The organism is Pseudomonas spartinae (assembly GCF_965197125.1).
GTDB lineage: Bacteria > Pseudomonadota > Gammaproteobacteria > Pseudomonadales > Pseudomonadaceae > Aquipseudomonas > Aquipseudomonas composti_A.
The window spans coordinates 17903-36722 of record NZ_CBDAMB010000004.1; the positions used below are offsets into that span (position 1 = coordinate 17903).

General features: G+C 62.0%; 14 protein-coding genes. All 14 read right to left on the reverse strand.

The window, feature by feature from the left end:
* Positions 1-88: 88 nt before the first annotated feature.
* Entirely contained in the window at positions 89-1378 is a 1290-nt protein-coding gene (gene eno / locus ACN8M7_RS10815; protein WP_490260761.1) for a phosphopyruvate hydratase, read from the reverse strand.
* A gap of 147 nt (positions 1379-1525) precedes the next feature.
* A complete protein-coding gene (gene kdsA, locus ACN8M7_RS10820) occupies positions 1526-2371 on the reverse strand; it encodes a 3-deoxy-8-phosphooctulonate synthase (RefSeq protein ID WP_061238135.1) in 846 nt (281 codons plus the stop codon).
* A gap of 3 nt (positions 2372-2374) precedes the next feature.
* Positions 2375-4006: a CTP synthase gene (gene pyrG / locus ACN8M7_RS10825; protein WP_490260762.1), complete on the reverse strand. Its 1632-nt coding sequence runs from the start codon at positions 4004-4006 to the stop codon at positions 2375-2377.
* A 151-nt stretch (positions 4007-4157) separates the two neighbouring features.
* Positions 4158-5480 carry a tRNA lysidine(34) synthetase TilS gene (gene tilS, locus ACN8M7_RS10830; RefSeq protein ID WP_490260763.1) on the reverse strand — a complete coding sequence of 441 codons (1323 nt, stop codon included), beginning with the start codon at positions 5478-5480 and terminating at the stop codon, positions 4158-4160.
* Between the two features lie 58 nt (positions 5481-5538).
* Positions 5539-6489, reverse strand: coding sequence for an acetyl-CoA carboxylase carboxyltransferase subunit alpha (locus tag ACN8M7_RS10835; protein WP_061238138.1), 951 nt, complete (start codon positions 6487-6489; stop codon positions 5539-5541).
* Positions 6490-6627: 138 nt separating this feature from the next.
* On the reverse strand, positions 6628-10158 hold the full coding sequence (dnaE, locus tag ACN8M7_RS10840; RefSeq protein ID WP_490260764.1) for a DNA polymerase III subunit alpha: 3531 nt from the start codon (positions 10156-10158) through the stop codon (positions 6628-6630).
* 71 nt (positions 10159-10229) lie between these two features.
* Positions 10230-10826, reverse strand: coding sequence for a ribonuclease HII (gene rnhB, locus ACN8M7_RS10845; RefSeq protein ID WP_490260765.1), 597 nt, complete (start codon positions 10824-10826; stop codon positions 10230-10232).
* Entirely contained in the window at positions 10826-11959 is a 1134-nt protein-coding gene (gene lpxB, locus ACN8M7_RS10850) for a lipid-A-disaccharide synthase (RefSeq protein WP_061238141.1), read from the reverse strand. The genes rnhB and lpxB overlap by 1 nt, the downstream gene beginning before the upstream one ends.
* A gap of 158 nt (positions 11960-12117) precedes the next feature.
* Positions 12118-12894 carry an acyl-ACP--UDP-N-acetylglucosamine O-acyltransferase gene (gene lpxA, locus ACN8M7_RS10855; protein WP_490260766.1) on the reverse strand — a complete coding sequence of 259 codons (777 nt, stop codon included), beginning with the start codon at positions 12892-12894 and terminating at the stop codon, positions 12118-12120.
* Complete coding sequence (gene fabZ, locus ACN8M7_RS10860) at positions 12891-13331, reverse strand: 3-hydroxyacyl-ACP dehydratase FabZ (RefSeq protein ID WP_061238143.1); 441 nt, start codon at positions 13329-13331, stop codon at positions 12891-12893. The genes lpxA and fabZ overlap by 4 nt, the downstream gene beginning before the upstream one ends.
* 46 nt (positions 13332-13377) lie before the next feature.
* Entirely contained in the window at positions 13378-14439 is a 1062-nt protein-coding gene (gene lpxD, locus ACN8M7_RS10865) for a UDP-3-O-(3-hydroxymyristoyl)glucosamine N-acyltransferase (protein WP_490260767.1), read from the reverse strand.
* Positions 14436-14939 carry an OmpH/Skp family outer membrane protein gene (locus ACN8M7_RS10870; RefSeq protein WP_061238145.1) on the reverse strand — a complete coding sequence of 168 codons (504 nt, stop codon included), beginning with the start codon at positions 14937-14939 and terminating at the stop codon, positions 14436-14438. Before ACN8M7_RS10870 ends, lpxD begins: the two co-directional genes overlap by 4 nt.
* 45 nt (positions 14940-14984) lie before the next feature.
* Positions 14985-17345, reverse strand: coding sequence for an outer membrane protein assembly factor BamA (bamA, locus tag ACN8M7_RS10875; protein ID WP_490260768.1), 2361 nt, complete (start codon positions 17343-17345; stop codon positions 14985-14987).
* 86 nt (positions 17346-17431) lie between these two features.
* Positions 17432-18784, reverse strand: a complete 1353-nt coding sequence (gene rseP, locus ACN8M7_RS10880; RefSeq protein ID WP_490260769.1) for a sigma E protease regulator RseP — start codon at positions 18782-18784, stop codon at positions 17432-17434.
* Positions 18785-18820 lie beyond the last annotated feature (36 nt).

Genomic DNA, 18820 nt, shown 5'->3' on the forward strand with positions numbered 1-18820 from the left:
ATCAATCCGCTCCTACAGACTGCAGCACCAACGCCGGGACAACCATAAAAAAGGGCGACTTGCGTCGCCCTTTTCTCATACGCAGTGCTTAGCCGCGGAACTCGGCACGGCCCTTGTAGGGTGCCTTACCGGCCAGTTGCTCTTCGATACGCAGCAGCTGGTTGTACTTGGACACGCGGTCGGAGCGGCACAGCGAACCGGTCTTGATCTGACCAGCGGCAGTACCCACTGCCAGGTCGGCGATGGTGCTGTCTTCGGTTTCGCCGCTGCGGTGCGAAATCACCGCGGTGAAACCGGCAGCCTTGGCCATCTGGATGGCTTCCAGGGTCTCGGTCAGCGAGCCGATCTGGTTGAATTTGATCAGGATCGAGTTGCCGATCTTCTCGTCGATACCGCGCTTGAGGATCTTGGTGTTGGTCACGAACAGATCGTCGCCAACCAGCTGTACCTTCTCGCCGATCTTGTCGGTCAGGACTTTCCAGCCAGCCCAGTCGGACTCGTCCATGCCATCTTCGATGGAGATGATCGGGTAGCGCTCGGTCAGACCGGCCAGGTAATCGGCGAAGCCTTCGGCGCTGAATACCTTGCCTTCACCTTCCAGGTCGTACTTGCCATCCTTGAAGAACTCGCTGGAGGCGCAGTCCAGAGCCAGGGTCACGTCGTCACCCAGCGTGTAGCCGGCATTGGCAACGGCTTCGGCGATGGCCGCCAGGGCGTCTTCGTTGGAAGCCAGGTTCGGCGCAAAACCACCTTCGTCACCGACGGCAGTGTTCAGGCCACGGGCCTTCAGTACGGCCTTGAGGTGGTGGAAGATTTCCGCGCCCATGCGCAGTGCTTCGGCGAAGTTCTTGGCGCCGACCGGCTGCACCATGAATTCCTGGATGTCGACGTTGTTATCGGCATGCTCGCCGCCGTTGATGATGTTCATCATCGGCACCGGCATGGAGTACACGCCCGGCGTGCCGTTCAGGTCAGCGATGTGCGCGTAGAGCGGCACGCCCTTGGCCTGGGCAGCAGCCTTGGCGGCAGCCAGGGACACGGCGAGGATGGCGTTGGCGCCCAGCTTGGCCTTGTTCTCGGTACCGTCGAGCTCGATCATCGCGTGATCCAGAGCCTTCTGATCGGCCGCGTCCTTGCCCAGCAGCAGGTCACGGATGGGGCCGTTGATGTTGGCCACGGCTTTCAACACGCCTTTGCCCAGGTAACGGCTCTTGTCGCCGTCACGCAGCTCCAGCGCTTCGCGCGAGCCGGTGGAGGCGCCGGACGGAGCGCACGCGCTGCCGACGATCCCGCCTTCCAGAATTACATCCGCTTCCACGGTCGGGTTGCCGCGGGAGTCGAGAACCTCACGACCCTTGATGTCGACGATCTTTGCCATTCTTGATAACGCTCCAAAGGTTGACGATAAGACGGCAGCAGCAGGCTGCACTGGGCCGTCGCTGCCCGAGGGCAAAGCGACGGCTCACTCTGACTCACGGGTCAGGGGGATTTTTCTCGGGCGGCACTTTACCGGATTACGGCCGGCTCAGGCAGTCTCGATTGGTGGAAAACTCTTCACCAGATCGTCCAGCTGCTTGAGTTGGGCGAGGAACGGCTCCAGCTTGTTCAGGCGCAGCGCGCAAGGGCCATCGCACTTGGCGTTTTCCGGATCCGGGTGCGCTTCGAGGAACAGCCCGGCTAGGCCCTGGCTCATGCCGGCCTTGGCCAGGTCGGTAACCTGGGCACGGCGACCGCCAGCAGAGTCGGCGCGACCACCCGGCATCTGCAGGGCGTGGGTCACATCGAAGAACACCGGGTACTCGAACTGCTTCATGATGCCGAAGCCAAGCATGTCCACCACCAGGTTGTTGTAACCGAAGGAGGAACCACGCTCGCAGAGGATCAGTTGATCATTACCGGCCTCTTCGCACTTGGTCAGGATGTGCTTCATTTCCTGCGGGGCGAGGAACTGCGCCTTCTTGATGTTGATCACCGCGCCGGTCTTGGCCATGGCCACCACCAGGTCGGTCTGCCGCGAAAGGAAGGCCGGCAACTGGATGATGTCGCACACCTCGGCAACCGCAGCCGCCTGATGCGGCTCGTGCACATCGGTGATCACCGGCACGCCGAAGGTCTTCTTCACTTCCTCGAAGATCTTCATGCCCTCTTCCAGGCCGGGGCCACGGAAGGAAGTGACGGAGGAGCGGTTAGCCTTGTCGAAGCTGGCCTTGAACACGTAAGGAATGCCGAGCTTCTCGGTGACCCGCACGTATTCCTCGCAGGCCTGCATGGCCAGGTCACGCGACTCGAGCACATTGATCCCGCCGAACAGCACGAAAGGCTTGTCGTTGGCGATCTCGATGTCGCGAACCTTGATGATCTTCTGTGCCATGGATCAGACCTTCTTCGCTTTCTGCGCCAGAGCGGCGTTGACGAAACCGCTGAACAGCGGATGGCCATCACGCGGCGTGGAGGTGAACTCCGGGTGGAACTGGCAGGCGACGAACCACGGATGCTCCGGCGCCTCGACCACTTCGACCAGCGCGCCATCGCCAGAACGACCGGTGACCTTCAGGCCCGCATCGGTCAGGCTCGGCAGCAGGTTGTTGTTCACCTCGTAACGGTGACGGTGACGCTCGACGATCACGTCCTTGCCGTAGCAATCATGCACCAGCGAACCGCTCTGCAGCTGGCAGTCCTGAGCGCCGAGGCGCATGGTGCCGCCCAGGTCGGAGCTCTCGCTGCGCTGCTCGACGCCGCCAGCGGCGTCCTGCCATTCGGTGATCAGACCGACCACCGGATGCTGGCTGGCCATGTCGAACTCGGTGGAGTTGGCATCGACCCAGCCCACCACGTTGCGGGCGTACTCGATCACCGCCACCTGCATGCCGAGGCAGATACCCAGGTAAGGAATCTTGTTCTCGCGAGCGTACTGCACGGTCTTGATCTTGCCTTCCACGCCACGCAGGCCGAAGCCGCCCGGAACCAGGATGGCGTCGACACCTTCGAGCAGAGCAGTGCCCTGATTCTCGATGTCTTCGGAGTCGATGTAACGCAGATTGACCTTGGTACGGTTCTGGATGCCGGCGTGACTCATCGCTTCGATCAGCGACTTGTACGCATCGAGCAGCTCCATGTACTTGCCGACCATGGCGATGGTGACTTCTTTTTCCGGGTTGAGCTTGGCATCGACCACGCGATCCCACTCGGACAGGTCGGCACCGCCGCACTCCAGACCGAAACGCTCGACGACGAAGTCATCCAGGCCCTGAGCATGCAGCACGCCCGGGATCTTGTAGATGGTGTCGACGTCTTCCAGGCTGATCACCGCACGCTCTTCGACGTTGGTGAACAGGGCGATCTTGCGCCGCGAGGAAACGTCGATCGGGTGATCGGAGCGGCACACCAGTACGTCCGGCTGCAGGCCGATGGAGCGCAGTTCCTTGACCGAGTGCTGGGTCGGCTTGGTCTTGGTCTCGCCAGCGGTGGCGATGTAAGGCACCAGGGTCAGGTGCATCAGCATGGCGCGCTTGGCGCCCACTTCCACACGCAGTTGGCGGATGGCCTCGAGGAACGGCTGCGACTCGATATCGCCCACGGTGCCGCCGATCTCCACCAGGGCCACGTCGGCATCGCCGGCACCCTTGATGATGCGGCGTTTGATCTCGTCGGTGATGTGCGGAATGACCTGGATGGTCGCGCCCAGGTAATCACCACGGCGCTCCTTGCGCAGCACGTCTTCGTACACGCGACCGGTGGTGAAGTTGTTGCTCTTGGTCATCGTGGTGCGGATGAACCGCTCGTAGTGACCCAGGTCGAGGTCGGTCTCGGCGCCGTCGTGGGTGACGAACACCTCACCGTGCTGGAACGGGCTCATGGTGCCCGGATCGACGTTGATATAAGGGTCCAGCTTGAGCATGGTGACCTTCAGGCCCCGCGCCTCCAGGATGGCCGCCAGTGAAGCCGAGGCGATGCCTTTCCCCAATGAAGAAACAACACCACCCGTGACGAAGATGTAGCGCGTCATGAAAAACCCTAGAAGTCTGCGTTTAAGCGGTCAATGCCGCCGGGGAAAGCGAAGGAGCGCCATCAATAGCAAAAATGGCAAGCTCGCCAAGCTCCCTGAGGGAGTCGGCAAAAGCTGTAGTAAGACGGGAGCGTAGTCTACCCGAAAGGCCTTACCAGCTCAAACCTTGCACGCCGATAGGCGGCGACCAGCGCACATGCACCCCGCTCGCCTCGATTACTGACGACTGCGTCAGATTTGCCACCGCCACCAGCTCATCGCCGTCGAACAATAGCGGCAGGCGCGGACGCACGAATGCCGGTACACGCAGCTCATTGAGCAGACGTTTGAGATCGCGCCGACCTCGCCCTGGCACTTGCAGCGACTCACCACCCTGGCGATAGCGCAGACGCCAGCGACCTGGCGGCAACTCACCGAGCAGCTGCACATGACCGTTACCGGGAAGCGCCAGAGGCTGCGAACACAGATCAGCAGGCAGATCGATCGACTCAGGCGTACCGAGCCACTCACCGCCGAGCCACCACAGCCGTCCATCGGCACGGTGCAACTCGCCATCGGCCAGCTTCCAGATCGGCGTCGCATCGATATCGGCGTCGCGCAGATCGCGCCAACCAGCCCAGTGATCCTGATCGGGCATGCGGGTCAGCGGCGCCAGCCAGTGCCGCAGCAGATTGCGCTGACGCGCATCACTCAGAGCGGCTAGCGCCGACAGCTGCAGAGACGGCAACGGCAGCCAGGAAAATGCCGAAACGCCACGGGCAGCACACAAATCCATCTCGGCCAGCTCATCCAGCAACTGCCGAGACTCCGCCTGATGGGCTGCGCTGCGCGCCAGGCTGGTGACCACCTGCGGCCAGCGCTCGGCCAGCAGCGGGATCACCTGGTGGCGCAGGAAATTACGACTGAAACGCTCATCGGCGTTGCTCGGATCCTCGATCCAGACCACCCCGTGATCCTGCGCATAGGCCTGCAACTCGGCTCTGGAACAGCTGAGCAGCGGCCGGACCAGGCTGCCCTGCCCCAAGGCTCGACTGGCCGGCATCGCCGCCAGACCACGCACACCGGCGCCGCGCAACAGACGAAACAGCAGGGTTTCGGCCTGATCATCGCGATGCTGGGCACTGAGCAGCACCTCGCCAGGCTCGAGCCGCTCAGCAAACGCCTGGTAACGCGCACGACGCGCCGCCTGTTCGAGGCTGGCGCCTGGCGCGACGCGAACCCTGACAGTGTCGAGCGCGATGCCCAACCGCTGGCAGACCCGCGCACAATGATCAGGCCAAGTGTCGGCCGCTGCCTGCAGGCCATGGTGAACATGGATGGCGCGAAGCGGTGGCAGGTCCTCGCGCCGGGCGAGATCCGCCAGCAAGTGCAGCAGCACGCTGGAATCCAGGCCACCGGAAAAGGCGATACGCCAGGCGCGGGCCGCACGCCAGGGCTGCAGGGCCTGGCGCAGGCGAAGTTCGAGAGCAGTCATGGGCCAAGCTTAAACAACAACGGGCCCGAAGGCCCGTTGAGATGTACGCAGGAAGAACTCAGGCGATGCCGTAGCTCATCAGGCGATCGTAACGACGCTTGAGCAGCGCGTCGGTGTCGTGCGTCTGCAGGCTGGCCAGTTGCTTGCTGAGCTCCTGACGGATCGACTCGGCAGCCGCAGCCGGATCACGATGAGCGCCACCCAGAGGCTCGGCGATGACCTGATCGACGATGCCCAGATCCTTCAGACGCTCGGCGGTGATGCCCATGGCTTCAGCGGCATCCGGCGCCTTCTCGGCAGTGCGCCAGAGAATCGAGGCGCAGCCTTCCGGCGAGATCACCGAGTAGGTGGAGTATTGCAGCATGTTCAGTTGGTCGCAGACGCCGATGGCCAGCGCGCCACCGGAACCACCTTCACCGATGACGGTGGCGATGATCGGGGTTTTCAGGCGAGCCATCACACGCAGGTTCCAGGCGATGGCCTCGCTCTGCCCACGCTCTTCGGCATCGATGCCCGGATAGGCGCCGGGGGTGTCGATGAAGGTGAGGATCGGCATCTTGAAGCGCTCGGCCATTTCCATCAGGCGACAGGCCTTGCGATAGCCTTCCGGGCGTGGCATGCCGAAGTTGCGGCGCACCTTCTCACGCACTTCACGGCCCTTCTGGTGACCGATGATCATGACCGGCTGCTCGCCCAGGCGCGCGATACCACCGACGATGGCAGCGTCGTCGGAGAAGTGACGATCACCATGCAGCTCATCGAACTCGGTGAAGATGTGCTGGATGTAGTCCAGGGTGTAGGGGCGGCGCGGATGGCGAGCCAACTGCGCGATCTGCCAGCTGGTCAGGTTGCCGAAAATGCTTTCGGTCAGAGCGCTGCTCTTGTCCTGCAGGCGGGCAATCTCGTCGCCGATGTTCAGCGAATTGTCGTTACCAACCAGGCGTAGCTCTTCGATCTTGGCTTGCAGGTCGGCGATCGGCTGTTCGAAGTCGAGGAAATTCGGGTTCATAGTCATCCGTCTTGCGTCGACGGCCAAGTGGCCGGGGAGCTGTATCCATTAGGCGCCCTACCTTAAGGGATAGGGCGCAGCGGGTCGACACCCTCGGGTGCCTTTGCCAATGAGCAAGGGGTTTAGCCCCCTCTCGCATCAGCGGTAGTGCAAAAAGACGTTGTCGCGCCCGAACTGGTCACGCAATGCCTGAATCAAAGTGTCGGCCGGGTCGATTCTCCAGGCCTCGCCAAACTGAAGCAAGGCGCGTGCCTGCTCGCCACTATAGTCCAGCGTCACGGGGCAAGCGCCCTTGTGCTTGCTGCACAGCTCGGCCAGCCAACGCAGGCGATCGCCCTTGAGTGCCTCGCTGGCGACCTTGACCCGCAGGCTGTCGGCCAAACCGGTGCGCGCCTCCTCCAGGCTCATCACGCGCTTGGCACGCAGACGCAGGCCACCGGAGAAGTCGTCGTTACTGACCTCGCCCTCGACCACCACCAGCGCATCGTTCTGCAGCAGCGCCTGGTTGCTGGCAAAAGCGTCGGCGAACAGTGAGGCCTCGATACGCCCGGAACGGTCGTCGAGGGTGATGAAGCCCATCTTGTCGCCCTTCTTGTTCTTCATCACCCGCAGGTTGACGATCATCCCGGCGATGGTCTGGGTATCACGCGCCGGCTTGAGTTCGACGATGCGCTGACGGGCAAAACGGCGAATCTCGCCTTCGTACTCATCGATGGGGTGACCGGACAGATAGATGCCCAGGGTGTCCTTCTCGCCTTTCAGGCGCTCCTTGATCGGCAGCTCGCGGGCCTTGCGGTGGTTGGCGTAGACATCCGCCTCGGGCTCGGCGAACAGGCCGCCGAACAGATCCATATGGCCGCTCTCGGCGCTACGCGCGGTCTGCTCGGCGGACTGCACGGCCTCTTCCATCGACGCCAGTAGCACGGCGCGGTTCTTGTCCACGCTGGCCTGGTAGGCCTTGAGTTCATCCTGATAGTAGGGGCCGAGGCGATCCAGCGCGCCGCTGCGAATCAGCGCCTCGAGGGTGCGCTTGTTGATGCGCTTGAGGTCGACGCGGTTACAGAAGTCGAACAGATCCTTGAACGGCCCGCCTTCGGCGCGGCATTCGACGATAGCCTCCACCGGCCCTTCACCCACGCCCTTGACCGCGCCGAGGCCGTAGACGATACGACCGTCGTCATTGACGGTGAACTTGAACTCGGAGACGTTCACGTCTGGCGGCTCGATGCGCAACTTCATGTTGCGGCACTCTTCGACCAGGATCACCACCTTGTCGGTGTTGTGCATATCCGCAGAGAGTACCGCGGCCATGAACGGCGCTGGGTAATGCGCCTTCAACCAGGCCGTCTGGTAGGACACCAGGCCGTAAGCGGCCGAGTGCGACTTGTTGAAGCCATAACCGGCGAACTTTTCCACCAGGTCGAAGATGTTGCCCGCCAGGTTGGCGTCGATGCCGTTGCTGGCACAACCTTCGATGAAACCACCGCGCTGCTTGGCCATCTCCTCGGGCTTCTTCTTGCCCATGGCACGGCGCAGCATGTCCGCCTGGCCCAGGGTGTAGCCACCCATGACCTGAGCGATCTGCATCACCTGCTCCTGATACAGGATGATGCCGTAGGTGGGCTTGAGCACCGGCTCCAGACCCGCGTACTGGTAGTCCGGGTGCGGGTAGGACAGCTCGGCGCGGCCGTGCTTACGGTTGATGAAGTCGTCCACCATGCCGGACTGCAGCGGACCGGGGCGGAACAGCGCCACCAGTGCGATCATGTCTTCCAGACAGTCGGGCTTGAGCTTCTTGATCAGCTCCTTCATGCCGCGCGATTCAAGCTGGAAAACCGCGGTGGTCTCCGCCTTCTGCAGCATGTCGTAGGTTTTCTTGTCATCCAGCGGGATGAAGTCGATGTTGACCAGGTCCTCATCCGGCGCACCGTCGCGCTTCTGGATGCGGTGGACGGTTTCCAGCGCCCACTTGATGATGGTCAGGGTACGCAGGCCAAGGAAGTCGAACTTGACCAGGCCGGCTTGCTCGACGTCGTCCTTATCGAACTGGGTCACCAGGCCGCCGCCCTCCTCGTCACAGGCGATCGGCGAGAAGTCGGTGAGCTTGGTCGGCGCGATCACCACACCCCCGGCGTGCTTGCCGGTACCGCGCACCACGCCTTCGAGCTTGAGCGACATGTCCCAGATTTCCTGGGCCTCTTCGTCGTTCTTGAGGAAGTCGCGCAGCGGCTCCTCCATCTCGAAGGCCTTTTCCAGGGTCATGCCCACTTCGAAGGGGATCATCTTCGACAGGCGGTCGGCCAGGCCGTAGGACTTGCCCTGCGCCCGCGCCACGTCGCGCACCACCGCCTTGGCCGCCATGGAACCGAAGGTGATGATCTGGCTCACCGCGTTGCGCCCGTATTTCTCGGCCACGTAGTCGATCACCCGGTCGCGACCATCCATGCAGAAGTCGACGTCGAAGTCGGGCATGGAGATCCGCTCGGGGTTGAGGAAGCGCTCGAACAGCAGGTCGTAGGCCAGCGGGTCGAGGTCGGTGATCTTCAGCACGTAGGCCACCAGAGAACCGGCACCCGAACCACGGCCCGGGCCGACCGGCACGCCATTGCTCTTGGCCCACTGGATGAAGTCCATCACGATCAGGAAGTAACCGGGGAAGCCCATCTGGATAATGATGTCGAGTTCGAAATTGAGGCGGTCGATATAGACCTGCTTCTTCGCCTCGTAGTCCGGCGTGTCCTTGGGCAGCAGCACTTCGAGACGCTCGTCCAGGCCCTCGAAGGAGGCATGCCGCAGGTAATCGTCGATGCCCATGCCGCCCGGCGTGGGGAAGTCCGGCAGGAAGTATTTGCCGAGCTGCACCTCGATGTTGCAGCGCTTGGCGATCTCGACGGTGTTTTCCAGCGCCTCGGGCAGGTCGGAGAACAGCTCCCACATCTCTGCGGCGCTTTTCAGGTACTGCTGGTCGGAGTAATGGTGCGGCCGACGCGGGTCGTCCAGGGTGCGCCCTTCGCCGATGCAGACGCGAGTTTCGTGCGCCTCGAAGTCGTCCTGCTTGATGAAGCGCACATCGTTGGTGGCCACCAGCGGCGCCTCGACACGATCAGCCAGGGCTACGGCGGCGTGCAGGTATTCCTCGTCACCGACTCGGCTGGTGCGCTGCACCTCCAGGTAGAAACGATCTGGAAATACCGCCATCCACTCGCGCAGGCGCGTTTCGGCCAATGCCTGGTCACCGGCCAGCAACGCCATGCCGACCTCGCCCTCGCGAGCGCCGGACAACGCGATCAGGCCTTCGGCGGCGTCCTTGACCCAGTCACGCTGGATGATCACCAGGTCGTTGCTCTGCCCTTCGAACCAGCCACGGGAGATCAACTCGGTGAGGTTGCGGTAGCCCTTGGCGTTCATCGCCAGCAGGGTCAGGCGCGTCAGCGGGCCATCTTCCTCGGCGCTTGCCAGCCAGATGTCAGCACCACAGATCGGCTTGACCCCGGCGCCCATGGCCGCCTTGTAGAACTTCACCAGCGAGCACATGTTGCTCATGTCGGTGACGGCCACCGCAGGCATGCCGGCCCCGGAGACGGCCTTGATCAGCGGTTTGACCCGCACCAGGCCATCGACCAGGGAGTATTCGGTGTGCAGACGCAGGTGGACGAACGCTTGAGTCATGGGCGGCCTTGCAGGTGGAAACGACAAAGCGCGGATTGTAGCCTAAGCAGGTCTGGCTGAGGGCCAGAGGTTCAGACTTCGAGAAGCGCGCGGACCGGCCCGAAGGAACGCCGATGAATCGGTGTCGGCCCCAGACGCTTGAGCGCCTCGAGGTGCACCGGCGTGGGATAGCCCTTGTGCCCGGCAATACCATAGCCGGGGTAGAGACGATCGATCTCGAGCATCTCGCGGTCACGGCTGACCTTGGCCAGGATCGAGGCCGCAGCAATGGCCGGCACCCGGCTATCGCCCTTGACCACCGGCGCACTCGGCACCGCCAGTTTCGGGCAGCGGTTGCCATCGATCAGCGCCAGCCTCGGCGTCACCGAGAGTCCTTCTACGGCGCGCTGCATGGCCAGCATGGTGGCATGCAGGATATTCAGGCGGTCGATTTCCTCAACCTCGGCGCGGGCGATGCACCAGGCCAGCGCTTTTTCGCGGATCTCGTCGAACAGTGCTTCACGGCGCAGCTCGGTCAGTTTCTTCGAGTCGTTCAGCCCGAGGATCGGCCGCGCCGGGTCGAGGATCACCGCTGCCGTTACCACCGCACCGCAGAGCGGACCACGGCCGACTTCGTCGACGCCGGCGACCAGCTCTTCAACCAGCGTGAAGTCGAGCCCCAGTTGCATCAGGTACGCCCCGCAAGCTTGATCACCGCATCGGCTGCCGACACCGAAGCATCACGGCGCAGCGCACGATGGATCACGTCGAAACCCTCGGTCTGCACCTGACCACCATCGATCAGTGGCGCCACAGCCTGAGCCAGAGCCTCTGGAGTCGCCGCATCCTGGATCAGCTCGGGCACCAGCAGGCGCTCGGCCAGAAGATTGGGCAGCGAGATATAGGGGCTTTTGACCAGGCGCTTGAGAATGCGATAGGTCAGCGGCGCGACGCGGTAGGCCACCACCATGGGGCGCTTGTACAGCAGTGCCTCCAGGGTAGCGGTGCCCGACGCGATCAGCACGGCATCACAGGCGGCCAGGGCATCATGCGAGCGGCCATTGAGCAGAGTCAGCGGCAGATCACGTCCGGCCAGCATCTGTTCGAGTTGCTCGCGACGCTCGGGCGTGGCGCACGGCAGCAGGAATCGAACACCCGGGCGAAGCGCACGCAGACGAATCGCTGCATCGAGAAACAGCTCACCGAGACGCGCCACCTCGCCGCCGCGACTGCCCGGCATCAAGGCCACGACCGGATCGTCCTGCGGCAAATCCAGTGCTTCACGCGCGGCGGCACGGTCAGCCTGCTGGGGAATGGCATCGGCCAGTGGATGGCCCACGAAGCGCACGGGCACCTGGTGCTCGTCGTAGAACTGCGCCTCGAAGGGGAACAGCGTAAGCATCAGGTCGCAGGCTTCGCGAATCTTCAGCACGCGCTTCTGCCGCCAGGCCCAAACCGAAGGGCTGACATAATGTACGGTCTTGATTCCGGCACGGCGCAACTTGAGCTCAAGCCCCAGGTTGAAGTCGGGCGCATCGATGCCGATGAATACGTCGGGCTGTGCAGCGATCAGATCACGCGCAAGCTGGCGCCGGCGACCCAGCAGTTCGAACAGGCGGCCGAGCACCTCGACCAGGCCCATGACGGCCAGGCGCTCCATCGGAAAATAGGATTTCAGACCCTCGGCCTCCATGCGCGAACCGCCAACACCGATGAACTCGGCATCTGGATGGCGTTGCCTGATGGCCTGCATCAGACCGGAGCCGAGGATGTCACCGGACGCCTCACCGGCGACCAGTGCGACGCGAAGGGGTCTGGTCATAGATATTTAGAACCTGTCCGATGTGTCGCAAGCTGGAGCCATGCAAGGCAAGAGCAGGCGAAAAACGGAGTTTTAGTGGGTGAACACTGTATTCGGGCTCGTGCCCGAGCCTGCTCTCAGCGCAGCAAGGCCGATACGCAGCAGATTTGCACAGGCTCTTAGCGGGTAATGCCGCGCGTAGAAGCCTGGATCGAATCGCGGAAGATCGCCACCTCAGGGAACTGAGCAGCGGACTCGGCCAACTCGGCCAGCGCCTGCTCAACGGTCAATCCCTGGCGATAAACCAGCTTGTAGCCCTTGCGCAGCGCCACGATGGCCTCGTTGGAGAAGCCACGACGACGCATGCCCTCGAAGTTCATGCTGCGCGCTTCGGCAGGGTTGCCGAATACGGTGACGAAAGCCGGTACATCCTTGCCGATCGCAGTGCCCATGCCGGAAAAGCTGTGCGCACCGATACGGCAGAACTGGTGCACCAGGGTGTAGCCGGACAGAATCGCCCAGTCATCGACCCAGACATGGCCAGCCAGCGCTGTGTTATTGACTAGGATGCAATGGTTGCCGATCACGCTGTCGTGGCCGATGTGGGCATAGGCCATGATCAGGTTGTGATCGCCAATGGTGGTCTCACTGCGATCCTGCACGGTGCCCCGGTGAATGGTGACGCCTTCACGGATCGTGTTGTGATCACCAATGACCAGGCGTGTTGGCTCACCCTTGTACTTGAGGTCAGGGGTATCTTCGCCAACCGAAGAAAACTGGTAGATGTGGTTGTGCTTGCCAATCACGGTCGGTCCTTTGAGCACCACGTGCGGACCGATCACCGTACCCTCGCCAATTTCCACATCGGGCCCGACAATGCTCCACGGGCCGACGACGACGTCGTCGGCCAATCTGGCACTGGGGTCGATGATCGCGCGAGGGTCAATCGAACTCATAGTTTGCGTTCCGCACAGATGATTTCAGCGGAGCAGACTTCCTTGCCGTCGACGGTGGCGCGGCACTCGAATTTCCAGATGCTGCGGCGGTCGCTCAGGTACTTCGCCTCCAGTATGAGCTGGTCACCCGGAGTAACGGGAGAACGGAAGCGCAGCTTGTCGGAGCCGACGAAGTAATACAGGGTGCCATCGGCCGGCTTCACGCCCATCATCTTGAAACCGAGAATCCCGGCTGCCTGCGCCATGGCTTCGATGATCAGCACGCCCGGCATGATCGGGTGCTCGGGAAAGTGGCCATTGAAGAACGGCTCATTGATGCTGACATTCTTGTAGGCGCGAACGGTCTTGCCTTCGACGTCCAGGTCCACCACACGATCCACCAGCAGGAAGGGATAGCGGTGCGGCAAATATTCACGAATTTCGTTGATGTCCATCATGTCCGGTTAAGCCTTAAGAAAAGAAAAGAGCACGGCAACGCCGTGCTCAGACATCAGATGAGACGTTCGCCGTCTGGGTCACGGCTGCCAGCTGTTTTTCCAGCTCACGCAGACGCTTGGCCATCTCGTCCAACTGACGAATACGCGCCGCACTCTTCTTCCACTCGCCAGCTGGCTGCATGGCGGTACCCGAAGAATAGGCCCCAGGTTCGGTGATCGAACGGGTCACCATGGTCATACCGGTGACGAACACGTTGTCGCACACCTCGATATGACCCACCATGCCGACACCGCCAGCGATCATGCAGTTCTTGCCGATCTTGGTGCTGCCGGAAATCCCACAGCAGCCGGCCATGGCAGTGTTGTCGCCGATCTGCACGTTGTGCGCGATCATGATCTGGTTGTCCAGCTTGACGCCATTGCCGATCAAGGTATCGGACAGCGCACCACGATCCACCGTGGTGTTGGCGCCGATTTCGACGTCATCGCCGATGGTCACCCCACCGATCTGCGCGATCTTCTGCCAGACGCCCTTCTCGTTGGCGAAACCGAAGCCTTCACCACCGATCACCGCTCCGGACTGGATCACCACACGCTTGCCTATCTGCACATCGTGGTACAGCGTCACGCGCGGTGCCAGCCAGCCGCCCTCACCGATCACGCTGCGCGCACCGACCACGCAATGCGCGCCGATGCTGACATTGGCAGCAATACGTGCACCACTTTCGATGACAGCGTAAGCACCGATGCTGGCACTCGGATCGACCTGCGCGTCATCGGCAACCTGCGCAGTCGCATGAACCCCGGCAGCAGCCTGGGGCTTGCGATCGAACAGGTGTGAAAGCTGCGCGTAGGCCAGATAAGGGTTGGCAACAACCAGGGCATCCCCTGCATAACCCTCAGCGTCGACAGCGGTGAGCAACACGGCACCGGCCTGAGTCTGAGCCAGGAACTTGCGATACTGGGCATTGGCCAGGAAGCTCAACTGTTCGGGCCTGGCCTCCTGTAAGGTGGCCAGGCCCGTGATGACCTTCCCTTCGGCGCCACGCAGGGTGGCGCCCAGGCGCTCGGCCAACTGGCCGAGGGTGTATGTAGCGGTCATGCTCAACGCATCTTGTTCATGCGCTCGATGACTTGGCGAGTGATGTCGTACTGAGGTTTGACATCGATCACCGCGCCGCGCTCGAGCACCAGATCAAAGTTACCGTTCTTGATCACTTCTTCGACGGCCTTGTCCAGGTTCGGCTTCAGCTTGGCCAGCATCTCGCGGTCAGCGATGGCTTTGGATTCGTTCAGCTCCTTGGACTGGAACTGGAAGTCACGGGCCTTCTGCTTGAATTCAAGCTCCAGGCGCTCGCGCTCGGCCTGCTGCATCTTGTCGCCATCTTTGACCATGCGATCCTGAATGCGCTTGGCGTCGCTCTCTAGGGTCTTGAGCTTGCTCAGTTGCGGGCCGAATTTTTTCTCGGCATCGACGGCGTAGCGCTTGGCCGCATCGGACTCGAGCAGCGCCATCTGATAGTTCAGCACGGCCACTTTCATCTCGGCGAACGCCGGAGTGGCGATCAGAGCGGCGGTGAACAGAACCAGTTGAGTCAACTTACGCACAATGCACTCCTGCAACAAAACTGTTGGCTTTCGGTGAATGAGTTTTTAGAACGTCTGGCCCAGGGAGAACTGGAACACCTGAGTATCGGCATCATCCGGCTTCTTGATCGGCATCGCCAGGCTGAAGCTCAACGGCCCCAGCGCGGTGATCCAGGTCAGGCCGACACCCACGGAGCTGGCCATACTGCTGAAATCGATATTGCAGCTGTCGCTGAGCTTCTTCTGGGTGGACGAACAGTTGGTATCGAAGACGTTACCCACATCCCAGAACAGCGCCGTGCGCAGCGACCGCTGATCCTTGACGAACGGCAGCGGGAAGAGCATCTCGACACCACCCTGGACCAGAACGTTACCACCGAACGGCAGCGGATCCTGGTCCGGATCGGCCAGTGTACCGGGCTTGGCACCGGTGCTCGGGGTGCTACGCGGGCCCAGGCTGCTGTCCTCGAAGCCACGTACCGAGTTGAAGCCACCGGCATAGTAGTGCTCGTAGAACGGCAGTTCCGCAGTGCTACCGTAGCTGTCGCCATAGCCAAGCTGGGTGTGGAAGCGCAGGGTGTAATTCTCGCTGATCGGGGTGAACACCTGGCCACGGTAGTCGAGCTTGTAGAACGACAGGTCGCTGCCCGGCAGAGTGGTTTCCAGCACCAGGCTCTGCGAATGGCCACGGTTGGCCAGCACGCCACGGTTCAGGGTCGACTCGCTCCAGCCGATGGAGCCCTTGAAGTTCAGGTAGTTGTCACCCTCGGCGTCGATGAAGTCGAAGATCTCGTCGACGGTGTAGCGGCCCGTACTGATGCTGTCCTGCTGCACGGTCAGGCCGTAGGTCAGGCGCGCGGTCTCGCTGATCGGGTAACCGATGTTGACGCCCGCACCCAGGCTGTCCACCGAGTAGCTGGATACATCAACATCGAGCTCATCGTAGTCAGTGGTGCGGTAGAAGGCGTTGTAACCCAGGCTGACGCCATCGACGGTCCAGTAGGGATCGACGAAGCCGAAGCTATAGCGGGTCTGGTATTCGCTACGGGTCAGGCCAATGCTGACCTTGTTACCCGTACCGAGGAAGTTGTTCTGACTGATCGAACCACCGAGGATCAGACCGGCGTTCTGGGCAAAACCGACGCTGGCCGTGATCGAGCCGGAAGGCTGCTCTTCGACGCTGTAGTTGACGTCGATCTGATCGTCAGTACCCGGCACCTGCGGGGTCTCGACGTTGACTTCCTTGAAAAAGCCCAGGCGTTCCAGACGTGTCTTGGACTGATCGATCAGATAGGTCGAAGCCCAGCCACCTTCCATCTGACGCATTTCGCGGCGCAGCACCTCGTCTTCGGACTTGGTGTTGCCACGGAAGTTGATGCGGTTGACGTAGGCGCGCTTGCCCGGATCGACGAAGAAGGTGATCGAAACGGTGTTGTCCTCATCGTGCGCTTGCGGCACGCCGTTGACGTTGGCGAAGGTGTAGCCCTCGTTACCCAGGCGACGGGTGATCAGCTCGCTGGTAGTGGTCATGATCTTGCGCGAGAAGACCTGCCCTTCCTTGACCAGCAGCAGCGCACGCACGTCCTCTTCCGGCACCTTGAGGTCACCGGACAGCTTCACGTCGCGGACGCTGTACTTCTCGCCCTCTTCGATGTTGACGGTGATGTAGACGTGCTTCTTGTCCGGGGTAATGGATACCTGGGTGGAGCTGATATCCATGTTGATATAGCCGCGATCCAGGTAGTAGGAGCGCAGACGCTCCAGGTCGCCGGACAGCTTTTCGCGAGCGTACTTGTCGTCGTTCTTGAAGAACGACAACCAGTTGGTGGTCTTGAGTTCGAACAGGTCAGTCAGGTCTTCATCGCTGAACACGGTGTTGCCGACCACGTTGATGTGCGAGATCGCCGCCACCGTACCTTCGTTGATGGTGATCTTCAGCGCCACGCGGTTACGCGGCTGCGGAATCACTTCGGCTTCGATCTCGGCCGAGTAACGGCCCTGAGCCACGTACTGGCGCTGCAGTTCGTTACGCACACCTTCGAGCGTCGCACGCTGGAAGATCTCGCCCTCGGCCAGACCGGACTGGTTCAGGCCCTTGAGCAGGTCTTCGGTGGAAATGGCCTTGTTGCCTTCGATCTCGATACCGGAGATGGAAGGACGCTCGACCACGGTGACGACCAGCACATCGCCATCGCGACCGAGCTGGATGTCCTGGAAGAAGCCGGTACGGAACAGGGAACGGGTGGCGTCGACCAGTTGGCGATCATCCACCTGCTCGCCCACATTGAGGGGCAGCGCGCCGAATACGCTGCCCGCGGAAACCCGCTGCAGGCCGTTGACGCGTATATCGGAGATGGTGAAGGACTCGGCGTGAACTTCGGCGATCATCAATGCGGACAGTACCGCAGGTAGCAGCAGACGTTTCATGAAGTCCTTTCTTATTCCAACTGACGATAAAAACTGCCGCTTGAGCGACACTTCTTTTGAATCTCAAGAACGTGATTCAGCAATGCTCACAGGCGGCTGAGGTCGTTGACCAGGGCAAGCAACATGACCCCGATGACCAGACTGATACCGATCTGCATCCCCCAACCCTGAACCCGCTCAGACAAGGGGCGACCACGCACCCACTCGACCAGATAAAACAGCAGATGCCCACCATCCAGTACAGGAATGGGCAGCAGATTGAGAACCCCCAGGCTAATACTCAGATATGCAAGGAATTTCAGGAAATCCCCCAGCCCTGACTCAGCTGAAGCGCCCGCCACTTTAGCAATGGTTATCGGCCCACTCAAGTTTTTTACCGAGAGCTCTCCGAACAGCATTTTCTTCAGCGAATCGAGGGTCAGCACGCTCATCGCCCAGGTCTGGCGTACGCCTTCGACCACACCATCGAGCGGCCCGTAGCGCACCTCGCGCAGCATCTCGGGCGGCCATTCGACGCCCTGCACGCCCGCGCCCAGGTAGCCACTGCGGGCCTGCCCTTCGCCGCGCGACGCCAGCGTCAGCTGCACATCCTGCTCCCGTCCAGCGCGCTCGAAGCGCAGCGTGACCAGCTTCCCAGGCAAGGCCCGTACGCGATCGACCAGATCCTGCCAATCGGCCAGCGGCTCACCATTCAGAGCCAGCAGGCGATCCCCGGCCTGCAGCCCGGCGGCATGGGCCGGCCCCTTCGAGTCGACCTCGGCCAGCACCGGCTCCAGCACCGGACGCCAGGGGCGAATGCCCAGCGAACCGATCGGATCCGGCTCATCGACGCCACGCAACCAGTTATCCAGCCGCACCTGCTTGGGCGTTTCCACCGTAGAGCCTGGCTCGATCACCCGCAGATCGAGCGTGCCGCTCTCACCCAGGCGCCTTACCAGCTGCAGATTGACCGCCGCCCAACCGCTGGTCGCCTCGCCGTTGATTGCCGCGATCTCTTGCCCCGCACGCAGCCCGGCCGCTTCCGCCAGGCTGTCTGGCTGTACGGCGCCAATGACAGGTCGCACCTGCTGACTGCCGAGCATGGCGACAAACCAGAAGAACAACAGCGCCAGCAGGAAATTGGCCAGGGGGCCGGCTGCAACGATGGCGATGCGCTGGCGTACGCTCTTGCGATTGAAGGACTGCTCGACGAGCTCGGGCGGAACATCGCCCTCACGCTCGTCGAGCATCTTGACGTAGCCGCCCAGCGGAATGGCGGCAATGACGAATTCGGTGCCATGGCGATCATGCCAGCGCAGCAAAGGCGTACCGAAGCCAACGGAAAAACGCAGCACCTTGACGCCGCAACGGCGCGCCACCCAGAAGTGTCCGTACTCGTGAAAGGTGACCAGGACACCCAAGGCGATCAGGGTGCCAACCAGCATGTACAACCCACTCATTTCACTTCTCCAGCCCCTGGGGCCGTTCAAATTCTG